Origin of the sequence: Acinetobacter sp. AOR43_HL (assembly GCF_027854635.1) — a bacterium.
Lineage (GTDB): Bacteria > Pseudomonadota > Gammaproteobacteria > Pseudomonadales > Moraxellaceae > Acinetobacter > Acinetobacter pittii.
Window position 1 is genome coordinate 61,771 of the sequence record NZ_JAKTHX010000027.1, and the last position, 15,664, is coordinate 77,434.

The 15,664-nt window shown below is 39.6% G+C and carries 12 protein-coding genes; 4 read left to right on the forward strand and 8 right to left on the reverse strand.

Annotated features, from left to right (window positions below):
- Nucleotides 1-54: 54 nt before the first annotated feature.
- The 4 genes from MKL33_RS10545 to MKL33_RS10560 all read right to left on the reverse strand — a co-directional run bounded on the left by MKL33_RS10545 (nt 55) and on the right by MKL33_RS10560 (nt 6,318).
- Nucleotides 55-1,101 carry a cell division protein ZipA C-terminal FtsZ-binding domain-containing protein gene (locus tag MKL33_RS10545; protein ID WP_270906924.1) on the reverse strand — a complete coding sequence of 349 codons (1,047 nt, stop codon included), beginning with the start codon at nt 1,099-1,101 and terminating at the stop codon, nt 55-57.
- A 1-nt stretch (nt 1,102) separates the two neighbouring features.
- Nucleotides 1,103-4,552, reverse strand: coding sequence for a chromosome segregation protein SMC (gene smc, locus MKL33_RS10550; RefSeq protein ID WP_270906925.1), 3,450 nt, complete (start codon nt 4,550-4,552; stop codon nt 1,103-1,105).
- A 10-nt stretch (nt 4,553-4,562) separates the two neighbouring features.
- A complete protein-coding gene (locus tag MKL33_RS10555; RefSeq protein ID WP_002120391.1) occupies nt 4,563-5,258 on the reverse strand; it encodes a GntR family transcriptional regulator in 696 nt (231 codons plus the stop codon).
- 256 nt (nt 5,259-5,514) lie between these two features.
- Nucleotides 5,515-6,318: a sulfite exporter TauE/SafE family protein gene (locus tag MKL33_RS10560; RefSeq protein WP_270906926.1), complete on the reverse strand. Its 804-nt coding sequence runs from the start codon at nt 6,316-6,318 to the stop codon at nt 5,515-5,517.
- A gap of 30 nt (nt 6,319-6,348) precedes the next feature.
- Here MKL33_RS10560 and MKL33_RS10565 point away from each other — a divergent pair, with 30 nt between their 5' ends.
- Together MKL33_RS10565 and MKL33_RS10570 are read left to right on the forward strand one after the other, a co-directional pair.
- Nucleotides 6,349-7,101, forward strand: a complete 753-nt coding sequence (locus MKL33_RS10565; RefSeq protein ID WP_002120285.1) for a biotin--[acetyl-CoA-carboxylase] ligase — start codon at nt 6,349-6,351, stop codon at nt 7,099-7,101.
- A gap of 14 nt (nt 7,102-7,115) precedes the next feature.
- Nucleotides 7,116-7,850 carry a pantothenate kinase gene (locus MKL33_RS10570; protein WP_002120277.1) on the forward strand — a complete coding sequence of 245 codons (735 nt, stop codon included), beginning with the start codon at nt 7,116-7,118 and terminating at the stop codon, nt 7,848-7,850.
- A gap of 49 nt (nt 7,851-7,899) precedes the next feature.
- Here the strand turns inward: MKL33_RS10570 and ffh are convergent, their stop codons facing one another.
- Entirely contained in the window at nt 7,900-9,312 is a 1,413-nt protein-coding gene (gene ffh / locus MKL33_RS10575) for a signal recognition particle protein (RefSeq protein WP_002120334.1), read from the reverse strand.
- Between the two features lie 140 nt (nt 9,313-9,452).
- Here ffh and MKL33_RS10580 point away from each other — a divergent pair, with 140 nt between their 5' ends.
- Together MKL33_RS10580 and MKL33_RS10585 are read left to right on the forward strand one after the other, a co-directional pair.
- Nucleotides 9,453-10,262 carry a cytochrome C assembly family protein gene (locus tag MKL33_RS10580; protein ID WP_002120294.1) on the forward strand — a complete coding sequence of 270 codons (810 nt, stop codon included), beginning with the start codon at nt 9,453-9,455 and terminating at the stop codon, nt 10,260-10,262.
- 84 nt (nt 10,263-10,346) lie between these two features.
- Nucleotides 10,347-11,291 (forward strand): tRNA dihydrouridine synthase, encoded by a 945-nt coding sequence (locus tag MKL33_RS10585; RefSeq protein WP_270906927.1) that lies wholly within the window; start codon nt 10,347-10,349, stop codon nt 11,289-11,291.
- 82 nt (nt 11,292-11,373) lie between these two features.
- Here the strand turns inward: MKL33_RS10585 and MKL33_RS10590 are convergent, their stop codons facing one another.
- The 3 genes from MKL33_RS10590 to MKL33_RS10600 all read right to left on the reverse strand — a co-directional run bounded on the left by MKL33_RS10590 (nt 11,374) and on the right by MKL33_RS10600 (nt 15,658).
- Nucleotides 11,374-12,327 carry a DUF6160 family protein gene (locus MKL33_RS10590; protein ID WP_119685036.1) on the reverse strand — a complete coding sequence of 318 codons (954 nt, stop codon included), beginning with the start codon at nt 12,325-12,327 and terminating at the stop codon, nt 11,374-11,376.
- Nucleotides 12,328-12,488: 161 nt separating this feature from the next.
- Nucleotides 12,489-14,900 carry a DUF6160 family protein gene (locus MKL33_RS10595; protein ID WP_270906928.1) on the reverse strand — a complete coding sequence of 804 codons (2,412 nt, stop codon included), beginning with the start codon at nt 14,898-14,900 and terminating at the stop codon, nt 12,489-12,491.
- A 32-nt stretch (nt 14,901-14,932) separates the two neighbouring features.
- Nucleotides 14,933-15,658 (reverse strand): DUF6160 family protein, encoded by a 726-nt coding sequence (locus MKL33_RS10600; protein ID WP_032036779.1) that lies wholly within the window; start codon nt 15,656-15,658, stop codon nt 14,933-14,935.
- Nucleotides 15,659-15,664 lie beyond the last annotated feature (6 nt).

The following is a 15,664-nucleotide window of genomic DNA, read 5'->3' on the forward strand; positions in this document are numbered from 1 at the left end:
CTGAGCTGCGACTAGATATGTTGCAATTATCGCAACGAACGTAAAAAATTAAAACTAGGCGGTCGCCTGTGCCGGACGATAATCAATCACATGATGACGCCAGTGCTCTTTTAACTGTGGCGTAAATTCAAGATTATTCTCATCGTAAACTTTGCCATCAATTTCACGAGCGATTAAACCTGCAATACTCGCCATCATGTCAAAACCAGTCACGGCTTTACTGTTTGGAAGCGCAAGGAAAAATGCTAACCCTTGAACTTGTTCAGTAGATAGAGTTTCAAGATCAAAACCAGCTGGTCCATTGTCTGTCATACGCAATACAGAGAACATGAGTACACTCGGCTCATCGGTATTTTCATAACGATGGAAGCAAGACATTTCACCGTAGCGTAAACCATATTTCAACAGCACTTTAAGCGCTTTATCGCCAGACAATGCACGACGAGGGTTTGGATACACATTTAGCGCAATAATCTGTTCAGCCATCGCTAATGCACTTTCGTCATCATAACGTTGCTGTTCATGTAAATGCACATCCAGAATATTACTCTCGCCTTCAAACTCAGCAATTTCGGCAGTTTCAATATTCGGGTTTAAACTCAACTCAGGCTCAGTTTTTTCGCTTTCAGCTTCCAGATTTTCTTTTGCTAAAGCTTCAGCTTCCGGTTTAACAGAAACTGTATCAACCAACTCAACTGAACCATCTTTATGAATGGTAGAGCTTGGTACTGTTTCTTCAGATTTAATTTCTTTTACAGAAGCGTTTTCAACAACTGCTTGAGTTTGTTCAGTTTGAATTGCTTTAACGGGTTCTACGGTCTCAATTTCTGACTGTTTTGTTTCAGGTACTTGTGACGGCGCAGCTTCGCTTAAAGTCGGTTCTACTCGCTCTGCACTAGTCACCGCTACAGATTCAGCTTCAGTTTTCTCAAGCTGATCTCTCACGTGCCTAGGTATAACCGGTTGATTACTATCAGGATTAATATGCAAATCACTGTCTAATGAGGGTTCAGCATGGTTTGGCTTTTTTAAAATCATTTTTAAGCCAATTAGCATAATTATAATGGCAACAACGATGCCAATAATCGTATTGATTTCCATTCTATGACTCCGAAACTAACCCGTATTCTTTTGCCTGTTCTAAATCGACAGTGACTAATTTTGATGTACCCGGTTCAGGCATGGTCACACCCAACAAATCAGTTGCCATGGTCATCGCCAGCTTATTATGTGTAATGTAAATGAATTGTACATGTTCAGAAAGTTCTTTTACCAAATTACAATATCTCTGAACATTCGCATCATCAAGTGGTGCGTCCACTTCATCTAGTACACAAAACGGTGCCGGATTTAATCTAAAAATCGCAAATACTAATGCTAACGCTGTTAAAGCCTTTTCTCCACCGGAAAGTAATGCTAGAGAACTATTTTTCTTACCCGGTGGCCTTGCCATCAGTTTAACACCAGATTGCCAGTCATCTTCAAGACTTAAACTCGCCTCACCACCATTAAAAACCTTTGGAAACAGGTTTTGCAACTCCTGATTGATCTGATCAAAAGTTGTCATAAACAGCTTACGGGTTTCTTGGTCAATGCTTTTCATCGCATCTTTTAATTGAGTTACCGTATTTTCCAAATCTTGAATCTGGTGACTCAGCTCATCAAAACGCTGAGAAACTTCTTCAAACTCTTGTGAAGCGGCAAGGTTAACCGCTCCAATTTTTTCAAACTGTTTCTGTACTTTTTCCAGTTTTTGCTGGTGCTCGGCTAAATCTATTTGTAAGCCTTTTTGAAACTCGGCATTTAGCTCTTTAAGCTGCTCTTGATAATGCTCACGATCTGACTTGGCTGCTTGCCATGCCAACCGTTTCGCTTCAAGTTGTTCTCTGAGCTGCTCATCTTTTTGTTGATATTGATGACGCTGATCGGTCAAAGTCTGCTGTTTTTCCTGCACACTATTGAGTTCAAGCTGCCATTCATTCCAGTTCTTTTGCAACTTTTCAGTTTGAGCAAATTGTTGCTGAAACTCTGACTCAAGATTTGGTAGCTCTAATTGAATAGGGTCAACAAATTTTTTCGCTTGCTCCATTTGAGCTGCAATTTGCTGATATTGGCTTTGCAAGAATGAGATATCTTTTTCAAGCAACTCAATCTGTTGAGTTGTCTGCGTGCTATTACGGCGTAAAATTTCACGTTCTTGTTGCTGATGTTGCAGGGCTTGTTGCTGCTCGTCTAGCTGTTCTGTTAATTCTTCTACCCTAAATTGCAAAGTTTTATAGTCAGGTAAAATGGTTTCAAGCTTGATTGCTAATGCATGCAAATCGATCTCAAGATCATCTTTTTGCATTGCATCTTCTTCAAGCTGCATGTCTAACTGACCAAGTTGATCTTTTAATTGCTGTTTTTGCAGTAAGAATGCTTGTGTTGCGGTTTGTTGCTTGGCAATTTGCACATCAAGCTGTTGCAAGTCTTTTTGTTTTTGTTTAATGACTTGTTGTTTTTGCTGCACACCTGACTGTAATTGCACTAACTCATCTTTTTGCTGAACTACAATTTGATCTAGTGTTTGTAATTGAGGTTGTTGCTTTTCAAGAGCTTGTTCAATTTCATCTAGACGAATACGGTGGCTCAGTATACCTTGTGCACTTTGACTTTCGTCATCATACATAAGGGCAATCACCCAATCCTGCCCGACATGATAGCCATCTAAAGTCAAAACAGACTGGCCATGTTGCAACTGCTTTTGCTCATTTAAAGCTTGAGTCAAATCTTGTGCAATCGCTACATTTGAAAAGATTGATAGCTGTGGCGATGCAATCCACTCATTCAAACAAACCAAGTTTCCTTTAAATTTACTTGTTTGCTCTGAAGGTTTTAACTGGCGGGCAACTCCTTCTTGAAAGACTTGTTCGGTCTCAAGAATATGAGCTTGTAACCATTTTGCTAAAAACTTCTCAACAATCTGCGCATGTGGTTTACCTTGCTCTGTTAACTCTAGAGCCTGCATTAAACGTAGCGTATCTTGGTTTTGCTTTGGACTTTGTTTAGCAACAAGCTGGCTTAAGTTTTTCTGCTCTGATAATAAAACTTGGATTTCTGTTTTCAGAGTTTGCTGCTGATTTTTACTTGACTGATGTTGCTGTTGAGATTGCTCTAAATGCAGTAATTGCTGCTCAATTTCAGTTTCAAGCATCGAAATTTCACTACGCAGCTGTTGTTGCAGTTGGTCAAGCTCGCCCTGCTCATCTTCATGAACATGCGATTGAATTTGGTTTGCTTGATGTTGCAGCGTTTCTTTTTGCTGCTCAATGCGCTGAACATTTTTACCCAACTGTTCAATTTGAGCTGACATCTGCATTTTTTGCTGCTGTTGTTTTTCAACCTGAGCTTTTATTTGTTCAAACTGTTGTTGTGCTTGTTTTTGCTGAGATTGTAAATCAGCAAAGTTTTGTTCAGCCTCCGTCGCTGTATGCTCAACTCCAGTTAAAGCTTCTGTTTGTTCTTCTAGCTGATTATTCAGTGTTTCAAGTTGCAATTCAGAAAGCTGTAAACGTTCTTTAGTTTGGAATTTTTGCTGCTCTAACTGAACGAGAGTCGTACTATTTTGCTGATATAGACTCTGTTTTTGTTCAAGAGTCATTTTAAGTTCAGATAGTTTCTTTTCAGCTTGTTGCCATTCTTGTTGTAGCGGTGAAGATTGCTGAATAAGTCGCTGAAACAAAGCACTGGTTGCTTCTAAATCATGTTCAATCGTGCTTAACTCTGAGCGAACCAATTTAAAGGTTTCACCCAATTCATTCATTTGAACGGTATATTCTTCTTGTAGACGTACACTTTTCTCTGCCTGAAAAGACAAAATTTCAATTTTGAGCGTACGGATCTGGCTTTCTAAAGTTTTATATTGAACCGCTGCTTCCGACTGACGCTTAAGCGTTTTAAGCTGCGATTTTAACTCTAGTGCAATATCGTCTAAGCGTGAAAGGTTTTGCTCTGTATGTTCAAGATGCTGCAAAGTTTCACGACGACGAGCCTGATAACGAGAAACACCCGCGGCTTCCTCAATGAACACACGCATTTCTTCAGGCTTGGCATCAACCAAGCGGTTAATCATGCCTTGCTCAATGACCGCATAAGAGCGTGGTCCTAAGCCTGTTCCCAAGAAAATATCGGTAATATCACGGCGGCGACAACGTGTACCATTTAAGAAATATTCTGACTTACCCTCACGCGTGACCTTACGGCGAACAGCTAACTCATTATAAGCATTATACGATCCGCCCAACTTTCCATAAGTATTATCAAAACGTAGCTCAACACTGGCCACACCAACGGGCTTACGTTTGGAAGTCCCCGTAAAAATAACATCTTGCATGCTACCACCACGGAGCTGACGAGCGTTTGACTCACCCATCACCCAGCGGATCGCATCAATTACATTGGATTTGCCACAACCATTTGGACCAACCACTGCTGTGCGGTTAGCCTTAAAATTTAAGGTTGTACTATCTGCAAAAGATTTAAAGCCGGAAAGTTTTAAACTGCTTAAACGCATAATGCCCTAACTAGCGGCGTGAGCGTCTTGCCCAAGCCAATTCAATCTGTTTCATTCGTGTCAGCGATTCCAACACAAGGTTACGTAAGTGTCGACAAAAATCTTCCATAAATAAAGCGGCTTGTTGTGATTTTCGGATTAAAATTGCATCAGTCACGAGTTTAAATAATGCAAATGCTTCTTGTAGTTCCCGCTTAGAGGTATTTAAGGTCAAAAAATAACTACGACGTAATGAAGGTAATAACTCTTTATAAAATTTCATTAGATAAGGATTCCCCACCATATCTTGCTGTTCAGCTAAATATTGGAAGACTCCATCATAAAATTTTTCGATATCACCTGCTTTGACATGCTCAAGAAGTTGCTCTAATAGCAACTGTAATTGATCTGCTTCATGCGCACGCCATGTTTCACTCATGCGTTGTACAATATGCCCCAATAACATCATATTTGTATCAAACAACGCTTTAACTTGTTGTGCAGACATTTCTGAAACAATTGCCCCACGGCGTGGAAAAATCTCAATTAAATGAGTACGCTCTAATAATAACAATGCTTCACGAACTGATCCTCGGCTAACGTCAAGTTCTTTGGCAATACGTAGTTCTTGAATACGTTCGCCTTCTACTAGCTCGCCACTAATGATCTGTTCGCTAATATATTTGACAATTTGCTCAGAAAGACTTTCTGTGTCTTCGAGATTCATAAATCACCCGCTACTTTTTATATGCATTAATCCATGCTTTTCTTTCGCATCCTTGTTTTTAACTGATCCCATCGATTAAAAACTATGTCATTGTCTGACAATTTTATTGCATTTTAAGCCAACTCATTTAAAAACAACACCAAAATCAGATGAATAAAAGCTTGGAGCGCTCTTATATTCTATGAATAAAAAAAGCTCGAATTCCTAAAAATTCAAGCTTTTACACCACTGTCTTATAAATTTAAGATTTTAGTCTCTAGTGCATAATGCCTTTATAAATAAAATAACTGCCTACCACCACTAACAAACAGGCAAAGCATTTTTTCAACATTTGTGGTGACAATGCATGAGCAACTTTTGCGCCAAACTTCGCCGTGACAAAACTCATGACACTAATGCCAATAAACGCATAGATATGTACGTAACCAATCGTGTTAGGCACTGAGATTTGTTCTTTTGCACCAAACCATATAAAGCCAATCGCTCCAGCAACCGCAATTGGCAAACCGCAAGCGGCAGAAGTCGCGACTGCTTTTTGCATGACCACGCCATGACGGTTTAAATATGGAACGGTTAAACTTCCTCCCCCAATTCCAAAAATTGCAGAGGCAATACCAATGCCTCCACCCGCCATGAATTGCATAGGGGTTGAAGGGAGCTGACGCGTTGGATCAACAACTACATGTGCTCCTTTAAACATCCTATAGGCCATCACAACCGCAAAAATACCAATAAGAAGTTGCAAATGCTGGCCAGACATCAGGTCGGCAATACCCGCCCCTAAAAATGAGCCCAACACCAGTCCAGGCGCTAAATTACGAAAAACAGGCCAAAGTACTGCACCCTTTTTATGATGAGCTGAAACAGAACTAAAAGACGTTACGATAATAGTTGCAAGCGATGTTCCGACTGCAATATGCATGATTACCGCTGGGTCATAGTGCAATTGGGTAAAAACGACATAGAGGATTGGTACAATAATTAGTCCACCGCCTACCCCAAACAATCCGGCAGTAAAACCAGCAATTGCGCCAATGAGTAAATATATGATTAACTCCATAAATGTTTTACCACTCTGCTCATATTCAACATGGATTTAGAGACTCGCCAACTACAACAACTTTTAAGCGCAAAAAACCAGCTTCCAGAAGTGGTTTTATTAAAAGCAACCACAACTTCGACCAATGATGATATTCGTGAAATTGCCCAAAAAGGCATTACAACGGGCTTGGTTTGCAGTGCTCAACAAACTCAAGGGCGAGGTCAACATCAACGGCAATGGATTTCACCTGAAGGAAACATTTATTTAAGCACATTGGTGCAAACTCGAACACCCTTAGATGGTCGCTTAGCACTTGAAGTTGCTCTGAATATTTTGCAAATCCCCCAGTTACAAGCTCTTAATCTGCAAGTGAAATGGCCAAATGATTTGTATAGTACGCATGGAAAATGGGGTGGAATTTTGGTCGAACCGCTTTCCCAGCATCAAGCTATCGTGGGCGTAGGCATTAATTTAAAAACACCACCAGTGACTGATAGTGACCAACCGATTACGTCTCTAGAGGATTTAGGTCTAGAGCAAATGGGTCGTCTTGAGTTAATTTCAGAACTTTATATTGCGATTCAAAATGCTGCTCGCTGGTTTGATCATGGCTGCTACAATTTAGCAGGACGTTTTAACCACCACGCTGCATGGCTTAATCAGTTGGTGCAGTTCGAACATAGTCAGGGGCTGGTTCATGGTCGTTTTGTTGGAATATCCAACGAAGGCGCAGTAATTCTTGAAACTCCTGAACCTCAGCAGTTTTATCAAGGTCGCTTAAGACCGCAAGTGAATCAATAAACAGGTGTTCTTCCATGAAAAGTTTATGGCTTGATATCGGGAACACCCGTTTAAAGTATTGGATTACTGAAAATCAGCAAATTATTGAACATGCAGCTGAGCTACATTTACAGTCCCCTGCCGATTTATTATTGGGTTTAATTCAACACTTTAAACATCAAGGTCTGCATCGCATTGGGATTTCCTCAGTACTCGATACTGAAAACAACCAACGTATTCAGCAGATTTTAAAATGGCTTGAAATTCCTGTTATTTTTGCCAAAGTGCATGCTGAATATGCTGAGTTAAAGTGCGGCTATGAAGTTCCGAGTCAGCTCGGGATCGACCGTTGGCTACAAGTACTCGCTGTAGCTCAAGCAGATGAAAACTATTGCATTATTGGTTGCGGAACAGCGCTCACAATTGACCTAACTCAAGGTAAACAGCATTTAGGAGGTTACATCCTGCCTAATTTGTATTTGCAGCGAGATGCTCTTATTCAAAATACCAAGGGTATTAAAATTCCAGACTCAGCTTTTGATAACCTAAATCCGGGCAATAACACTGTAGATGCAGTACATCACGGTATTTTATTAGGCCTCATTAGTACCATTGAAAATATTATGCAGCAATCTCCTAAAAAGCTACTGCTGACTGGTGGTGATGCAACACTATTTGCCAAGTTCTTACAAAAATATGAGCCTGTGGTAGAAACCGATCTTTTACTCAAAGGATTACAGCAATATATTGCCCATTATCCTAAAGACTAAAATACACAACAAAATAAAAGGCGCTATATGCGCCTTTTATTTTATGGATTTATTTCTTTTGGTCATTATTACCAAAGAGTGGGCCCATTCCGCCACCGCCGCCGCCAAATTGCTTTTGCATATTGCCTAATGAACGCATCATTTTGCTCATACCAGATGGATTCGCAAATTTCTTCATCATTTTAGCCATTTGCGCTTGTTGCTTAATGAGTTTGTTCACTTCAGCAACATCCATACCACAACCTGCCGCAATACGTTTTTTACGACTTGGGTTCATTAAGTCCGGATTACGGCGCTCTTTAACAGTCATTGACTGGATAATCGCTTCCATCTTCTTGACTTGTTTTTCAGGGTTCGCTTGCTCAATCGCTTGCTGAATTCCTGCACCGCTCATGCCGGGCAACTTGTCTAAGAAGCCCATCATGCCGCCCATTTTTTTCATTTGCTCAAATTGCATCAGCATATCTTCAAAATTGAAGCTACCGCCTTTTTGCAATTTTTTCGCCATTTTTTCGGCTTTTTCTTTGTCGATTTTACGTTCAACTTCTTCGACTAAAGAAAGTACGTCACCCATGCCTAAAATACGTTGAGCAACACGATCCGGATGGAATGGTTCTAAGGCATCAAGCTTCTCGCCCATACCCAAGAACTTGATTGGCTTACCAGTAATGGCACGCACAGAAAGCGCTGCACCACCACGTGCATCACCATCAGTTTTAGTAAGAATCACACCAGTAAGTGCTAAAGCATCATTAAATGCTTTTGCTGTATTTGCAGCATCCTGACCTGTCATGGCATCAACCACAAACAAAGTTTCAGTCGGCTTAACTGCTGCATGTAATTCTTTAATTTCGTCCATCATGTCTGCATCGACATGTAGACGGCCTGCCGTATCGACAATCAATACATCAGCAAACTGGATTTTTGCCTGTTCAATTGCACGATTAACAATATCAATTGGCTTTTCAGAAGGATCTGAAGGAATAAAGCCTGCACCAACTTCATTTGAAACAGTTTCTAACTGTTTAATTGCTGCCGGACGGTAAACGTCGGCAGAAACAGTCATTACTTTTTTCTTTTGACGTTCTTTTAAGAAACGTGCCAGCTTGGCAGCAGTTGTGGTTTTACCTGCACCTTGTAAACCAGCAAGTAATACTACAACAGGAGGTTTCGCACTTAAATCAAGTGTTTCATTCGCCTCACCCATCATCTTGGTGAGTTCGTCATAGACAATTTTTACAAATGCCTGGCCTGGTGATAACTGAGTCATCACTTCTTGGCCCAATGCCTCTTCCTTAACTTTCGCGATAAATTCACGAGTTACAGGTAACGCGACATCGGCTTCAAGAAGTGCCATACGTACTTCACGTAAGGTATCTTTAATATTGTCTTCGGTCAGCTGCCCTGAGCCAGTAACATTTCTTAAACTCTGTGTGAGTCGTTCTGTTAAGGTATCAAACATTGCAAAATCCGCTTAAAATGGCTAGTTGCAAAAAAATCTTTCTCGAAATAGAAAATTTATGCATAGAATGCTATAGGATACTTTAGTTCGCAGCGAATTTATATCTTATATAGATGAATTAATCCTGAAAAAGGTTTGACATGATTAGCCTCCCCTTGGTTTATACAATTTTGGCACTCATCGCATATACCACTTCTTTCTGGTATCTGTTTATTCGTTTAATGTCAAAACGTGAACCAAACTCATGGTTATTTGCTTTTGTTACTATCTTGGCATTAGTACTGCACGGCACAGTTTTATGCGATGCCATGCTTACACCAGCAGGAATTAACTACGATGTATTTAACCTGATGTCTTTTACATCAGGGCTTATGTTATTGTTAAGCTTAATTTTTAGTACTTTTCGCCCTATTCTGCCATTAAATTTGTTAGGCATTCCTGTCGCAGCTATTGGTCTTATTTTAGGGTTTGCCTTTAGTCGACCAGATCAATTTATTGAACAGCATTCGTTAGGACTTGATACTCATATCATTCTTTCGCTTTCTGCCTATGCAGTTTTACTGATGGCAACCATACATGCGATCTTGATGTGGTTCCAAAATCGTGAACTCAAAAAGAAACAAAAAAAACGTTTCTGGGTCAACTTACTCCCGCCAATTCAAGCGATGGAATCTTTATTATTTGACCTAATCATTACAGGTTTCATTTTATTAACGATTGCGCTTACATTTGGTTTTTTAACAATTGATAGCTTCTTTGCTCAGCATCTCGCTCATAAAACCGTATTTAGTATTATTTCTTGGTTTATCTATGGCTCATTACTGATCGGCCATTACAAACTTGGCTGGAGAGGCCAAAAAGCAATTCGTTTTACCTTAATGGGTTTTGTACTTTTAGCGATTGGATTTATCGGCAGTAAATTTGTACTTGAGATGATTTTAGGGCGCTAGAGAAATTATAATTTAATCGATACTAGACAGCGTTATGCATATCCCGTATAACGCTGTTTTCGTTTTACTCAGGTGACACAGACTGTGAAACTCATACTCGCTCCAATGGAAGGTTTAACTGACCCGATCATGCGGGATACACTCACATCTGTTGGTGATTTCGACTGGTGTGTGACCGAATTTATTCGCGTTACAGACAGTATTTTGCCAGACCACATCTATTATAGTTTTTGTCCTGAACTAAAAAATGATGGTAAAACAGCAGCCGGTACCCCTATTCATGTTCAGTTCCTAGGTAATAATCCAGATATGCTGGCAGCAAATGCAGCAAAAGTTGTTGAATTGGGTGCACCTGCAATCGACCTTAATTTCGGTTGTCCTGCAAAAACCGTTAATCGACATCGTGGTGGTTCAGTCCTTCTTGATGAACCAGACATGGTACATCTGCTGATTAAAGCAGTGAGAGATGCTGTACCTGCTCATATTCCTGTTTCAGCAAAAATGCGTTTAGGTTACCTCGATGAAAACCATACAATGGAAAATGCCCACGCTGTCGAAGATGCAGGTGCAAGCTGGTTAACTGTACACGCTCGAACTAAAGCAGATGGCTATACACCACCAGCTTATTGGGAAAAAATTCTACCTATTAAAGAAGCTTTAAAAATTAATGTCATTGCTAACGGTGAAATCTGGACCAATGCTGATGCTAGAGCCTGTCAACAACAATCTGGCTGTGAAGACTTAATGATTGGCCGTGGTGCGGTAACGACTCCAGATTTAACCCAATGCATTCGCCAAAATATGGATGAAGCTTTATTTAGTTGGGAACAACTCGTTGACTTACAAATTCGCTTTTTAAACGGTCAAGCAAAAACAGAAATTGGGATGGTTGGTCGTTATAAACAGTGGTTAGGCATGATGACCAAAGCCTATCCTCAAGCGAAAGAATTATGGGACCAAGTGAAACGTATTAAAGCTTTAGATGAAATTGTTCAACAATTAGAACACACCAGATCAGATACTATTTAACTCGGCATAACCTTTTAAAAAAGAGGACAATTGTTTTCACAACTGCCCTCTTTCGTATTTCAGGTTAAGCTATTATTCTTTTTTAAAAGCCGCTTACTTTCATTTTAAAGTCAGTTACAGAAACGCCAGTGACACCAAAACTCCCCATAGAACCATTAGGTAAATTATTAAACGTTGTTGTATTTTGAGTACCCATATTCCCTAAAGTGACATTATTAAGTGAAGCATCAAATTTACTAGATGCGCCTGTATTCCCAAAAGTTAATCCAGTTGGATCAACACCTGCATAAAAACCATCTAACACAAAACCAGTTGAGGTATTTGTTCCTGCAAACTTAAACCCAAATGTAGCACCCGTATTATCGGACACTAAAGTAATTGGACAACCCGTAGCAGCAGAACAAATAGATTGAATTGCCCCACCAAATTTAACCATAACGGACTGGGCAGCATGACCCAGTTGAATGTTTAAACGGGGTTTATTGGTTTGTACAAAGTTAATATCTAGATTTCCAGTAGAACGAATGATTTCTTTTACACCTGTATTTACTGTCGTTCCCGAACTAAAAATTGATTTTGGTGCATAACTTGTTAATGCATAATCGGATGGGCTAGATAAAGATGTACTTGGGGCTAAATAAACTGAAAAAGGTAGAAGTCGAATTCCGTTTACATCATTCCCCATAGATATAGCTAAATTTAAAAAAGGATTTCCACCCCCAGCATCGGTATCCATTGCAATATTAAAAGAAGGATTACCCGATACAGCGGCTTTAATAAACTCTATACCAGGAACTGGATTAGTAGAGTTTCCAGCAATGACAAAACCAGCCTTACTGTTATAAGAAGTTGAAGCAATACCGTTAGTATCAATGAGTGCGACTTGGTTAAATTTAACTTTATCGGCCTGAATTCCTAAAGTTAAGCCATTTTGGCCCGTCGCTGCTGCAAGGCTTTGATCATCCAAAGGTTGCATTGCAAATACACTTGAACTACTGGCAAGTAGCAGCCAGAACCCTATATTTTTATTCTTCATGTCGCTCTAATCCTTAAGAGACAAACGCTTATTATTTGTTCAGACTATCAGAATAATATTCAAGTACAAAGCAATTATCTCTATAACCCGACGAATGCAAATCCAATCACACTAAAATAAAATTTATATAAAAAAGTGACGATAATCGTCACTTTTATTTATTAGTTAAAGGCCCCATTTCTAGGCACAATACTAAAGCTACTATTTAAACGTCCACCCGTAATTGCAAGCTCACCTAAACGTGCTCCCGCTCCTGTTGAAGGCGGATAGAAATTAATATCTTTAACACGTAACGCGCCGTCAATACTCTTATCAGGGTTGAAATAAACCGCTGTATTTACCCCAACTTTACCTAAACCACTTGTTGTATCTTTACCCACAACCAAAGCGGTATTAAACGCTAGCTTTCCTGTAATATTGTCAAAACCAATTGCAGAACCATCAATCGGATCACTAATTTGAACCGTATTTCCAGTTGCTGTCGCAGGCACTGTGAAATCGCCGAGTACAGTTAAGGCACTACCATCTGCAATTGAACTATTTGGCACAATTGATAAGTTAAGATCGCCACCTAAACGGAGTTTTAGACCAAATAAGACATCATTATTTTTGGCAAAATTATCTATAGGTGAAGTACATGAACCCGTCGCTGGACAAGTTTTATATTTAGCCCCTGGTAAATAACCAGCTGCAATTTCTGTTGATAAAGCAAGTAGCATCTCTTTTAAACTAATATTAAGACTGCCATTTTCTAAACCAATACTTCCATTGCCTTTGAGGAACATATCGATATTACGTAAGCCCATGTAATAATCAGTAGGACTACCTCCATTATTAGCATTTGGAGAACCATCAATTAATAAAATTGAGGTTGTTTTAGTTCCAGTCGCATCACGTCCCGTAGTTCCAGCAGCAATACCAAAACCTAAACGCGAAGTCGTTCCAGATGCAGCTACAGCATTTCGAATAGGCTTACCATTTGCATCTTTTGTATAGTAATAAGCGCTATTTGCCGGTGCATCTAAACCATATACAGCAGCGTTAGCATTTAAATTATAAAAAGGTAAGGCTAAGCCCCACTGGTTATTTGCACCATTGTCTGCAAACTGATTGGCAGCAGCAACATTTGCACTTGTCGTAAAACGACCGCGTCTTGAAAATGCTTGAAACTCTGCTCCACGCATCGCAAGAATTAAGCTAAACGGATTAGTGACCGTATCACGGTGAATGTTATGTTGATAATCAGCAGTTGTTGTTAAAGTACCTGCCCCTAAACGAATTGCATTTAAAGTTGCGTTGTTTGGCATTAATAACGTTTTTGTATCAGCAAGATTTAAATAAATATTTCCGCTGTCAAAATAACCACGCGTAGCGGAGTTAAGGCCAGTTAAATTACCAAATTCGAAACCATAAGCATTCAGACCTGCTCCACCAATTTCCAAAGTGGTTGCTTTGCCATCTGAGCCCAACATTGAGTCATTGTCTTTAGTGAATTCACCTTTCATACGAAAGGCAATCCCAGAATTACCTAAAATACTATTACTTGAGCCCGTACCCGCTGCGGTATTTGCTGTACCTAATATTGTTGTATCTGACGTACCATCCATACCACGGACTTGTAAATAACTATTTACCATACGTCCACTAGCACCTAAACGAATCAAACCTTTCGCATTTTGGGGACTATTGGTTGCATCTAAAGCATAAGGGTTAGTTTTATCGACATTCGAACTGAGCATCACCTCAATATTTAGGCCTGAATTAGTTACTTTTCCACTACTATCTACATATGTTCCTGCTGTTAGACCAGAAGCTGAATCTGCTACACGGTTAAAATCAACATAGCCATAAGTACTATTTGGAGTTTGTCCTACACTAGCAACGTTAGTTCCAGTATTCGTCTGTAAAACTACGCCACGAGTTGGGTCAATCAACATGGCCCCTTTACCAACAAAATTAAAGTTAAAATTTCTTAAAATTAATTGATTTAGCTGACTACGAGCATCTAATTGCCCTAGATAAATATTGGCATTATTAATACCAAGCGTCATGCTTGACTGACTATTTGCATTAAATAGACCATCTTGGGTTGTAAGTGCCAAATTTAGAGGGGAAGTCGTTTGAATAGCCAGCTGGCCCATTGTTGGTGAACAAGTAGCAGAGGTATTACATACTTTAACGCTATTTACGGTAATAAGTGATGGACTGCTTTGCATAGAAAAGTCGAGTCCAGTTTTACCCGTAGTTGGGTTACTCCCTACATCTAAACGGTAATTTGTACTTAAAGGCTGACTAGATGCATTACTTTTTTGAACTTTTATCCCGCTCGCTTGAGCTCTTAAGACCTGATCTGCACTACTAGGTGTACCTGCATGGTCATCCCAGTAAGCATTATCAATATTGATTTCATTAAACGTCGTTTGAATCGAAATCCCATCTTGCCCATTAACAGCACTCAAGTCAGCATCAGTTAAAGCTTCTAACGCAAAAACATGTCCGCTCACTAACAACATGCTGGTTGTTAATGCGTTTAAAATAAACTTTGAGCTGTGATTTTCTTTATTTTTTTTCATCACTTCAGTTCCTTTGAAATCTACATTAACCCTTAACAACGAGGATGGCTGCCATCACAGCTAAAGACCATGACTTTTCCTTGGATAGCCAAATTCCCATTCATCATCAAGCCCATAAAACCAGTTTCACGTCCATGGTCATACGCCGATGGTGTTGCAGTAGCAACTTGCTGGTTTGCACTATTAGCAGTAGCCGCATAAGTTGGCTTTTTGAAATATGCATAATCATACATATTTGCACTCGACCCTTGCGCTGTTGTTGAGCTGGTAAAGTTATCTTGCTCAATTGATAAAGCATTAAAACCAAAGTTACGAATTAAAATTGGCTGTGCCGCACTAAAACTAAGCTGAATAGCAGGCTTAATCATTTCAGTATTATTTTTATCCAAATACTTTAAATCAGCGCCATCCAAACCCATCTTTTGAATATTTAAAGTACCTTGTACGCCTTTAAATACGAGCCAAAGTTTATTACCACTATCACTATTTTCGGCCCAACCACTTGGTTTACTCGCATCTGCTTGTACAAAACGCTTATTAATTGCCAAGCCAAGATGGCAAAACTCTACGTTCTCACAGACACCACCACTACCATTGTCAAATACACCGTTAGCTGTTTGGTTTAAATTGAGCATTAAAGATAAATCAGCACCAGCTTGACCATTAATCGCCTGTAATGCTTCATTATCTAAAGTTTGTAGCTCTGCATGAGTCACTGTTGCACAAAGAGCAAGGAGTAAAGCAGTTATTTTTTTCATCGCGTT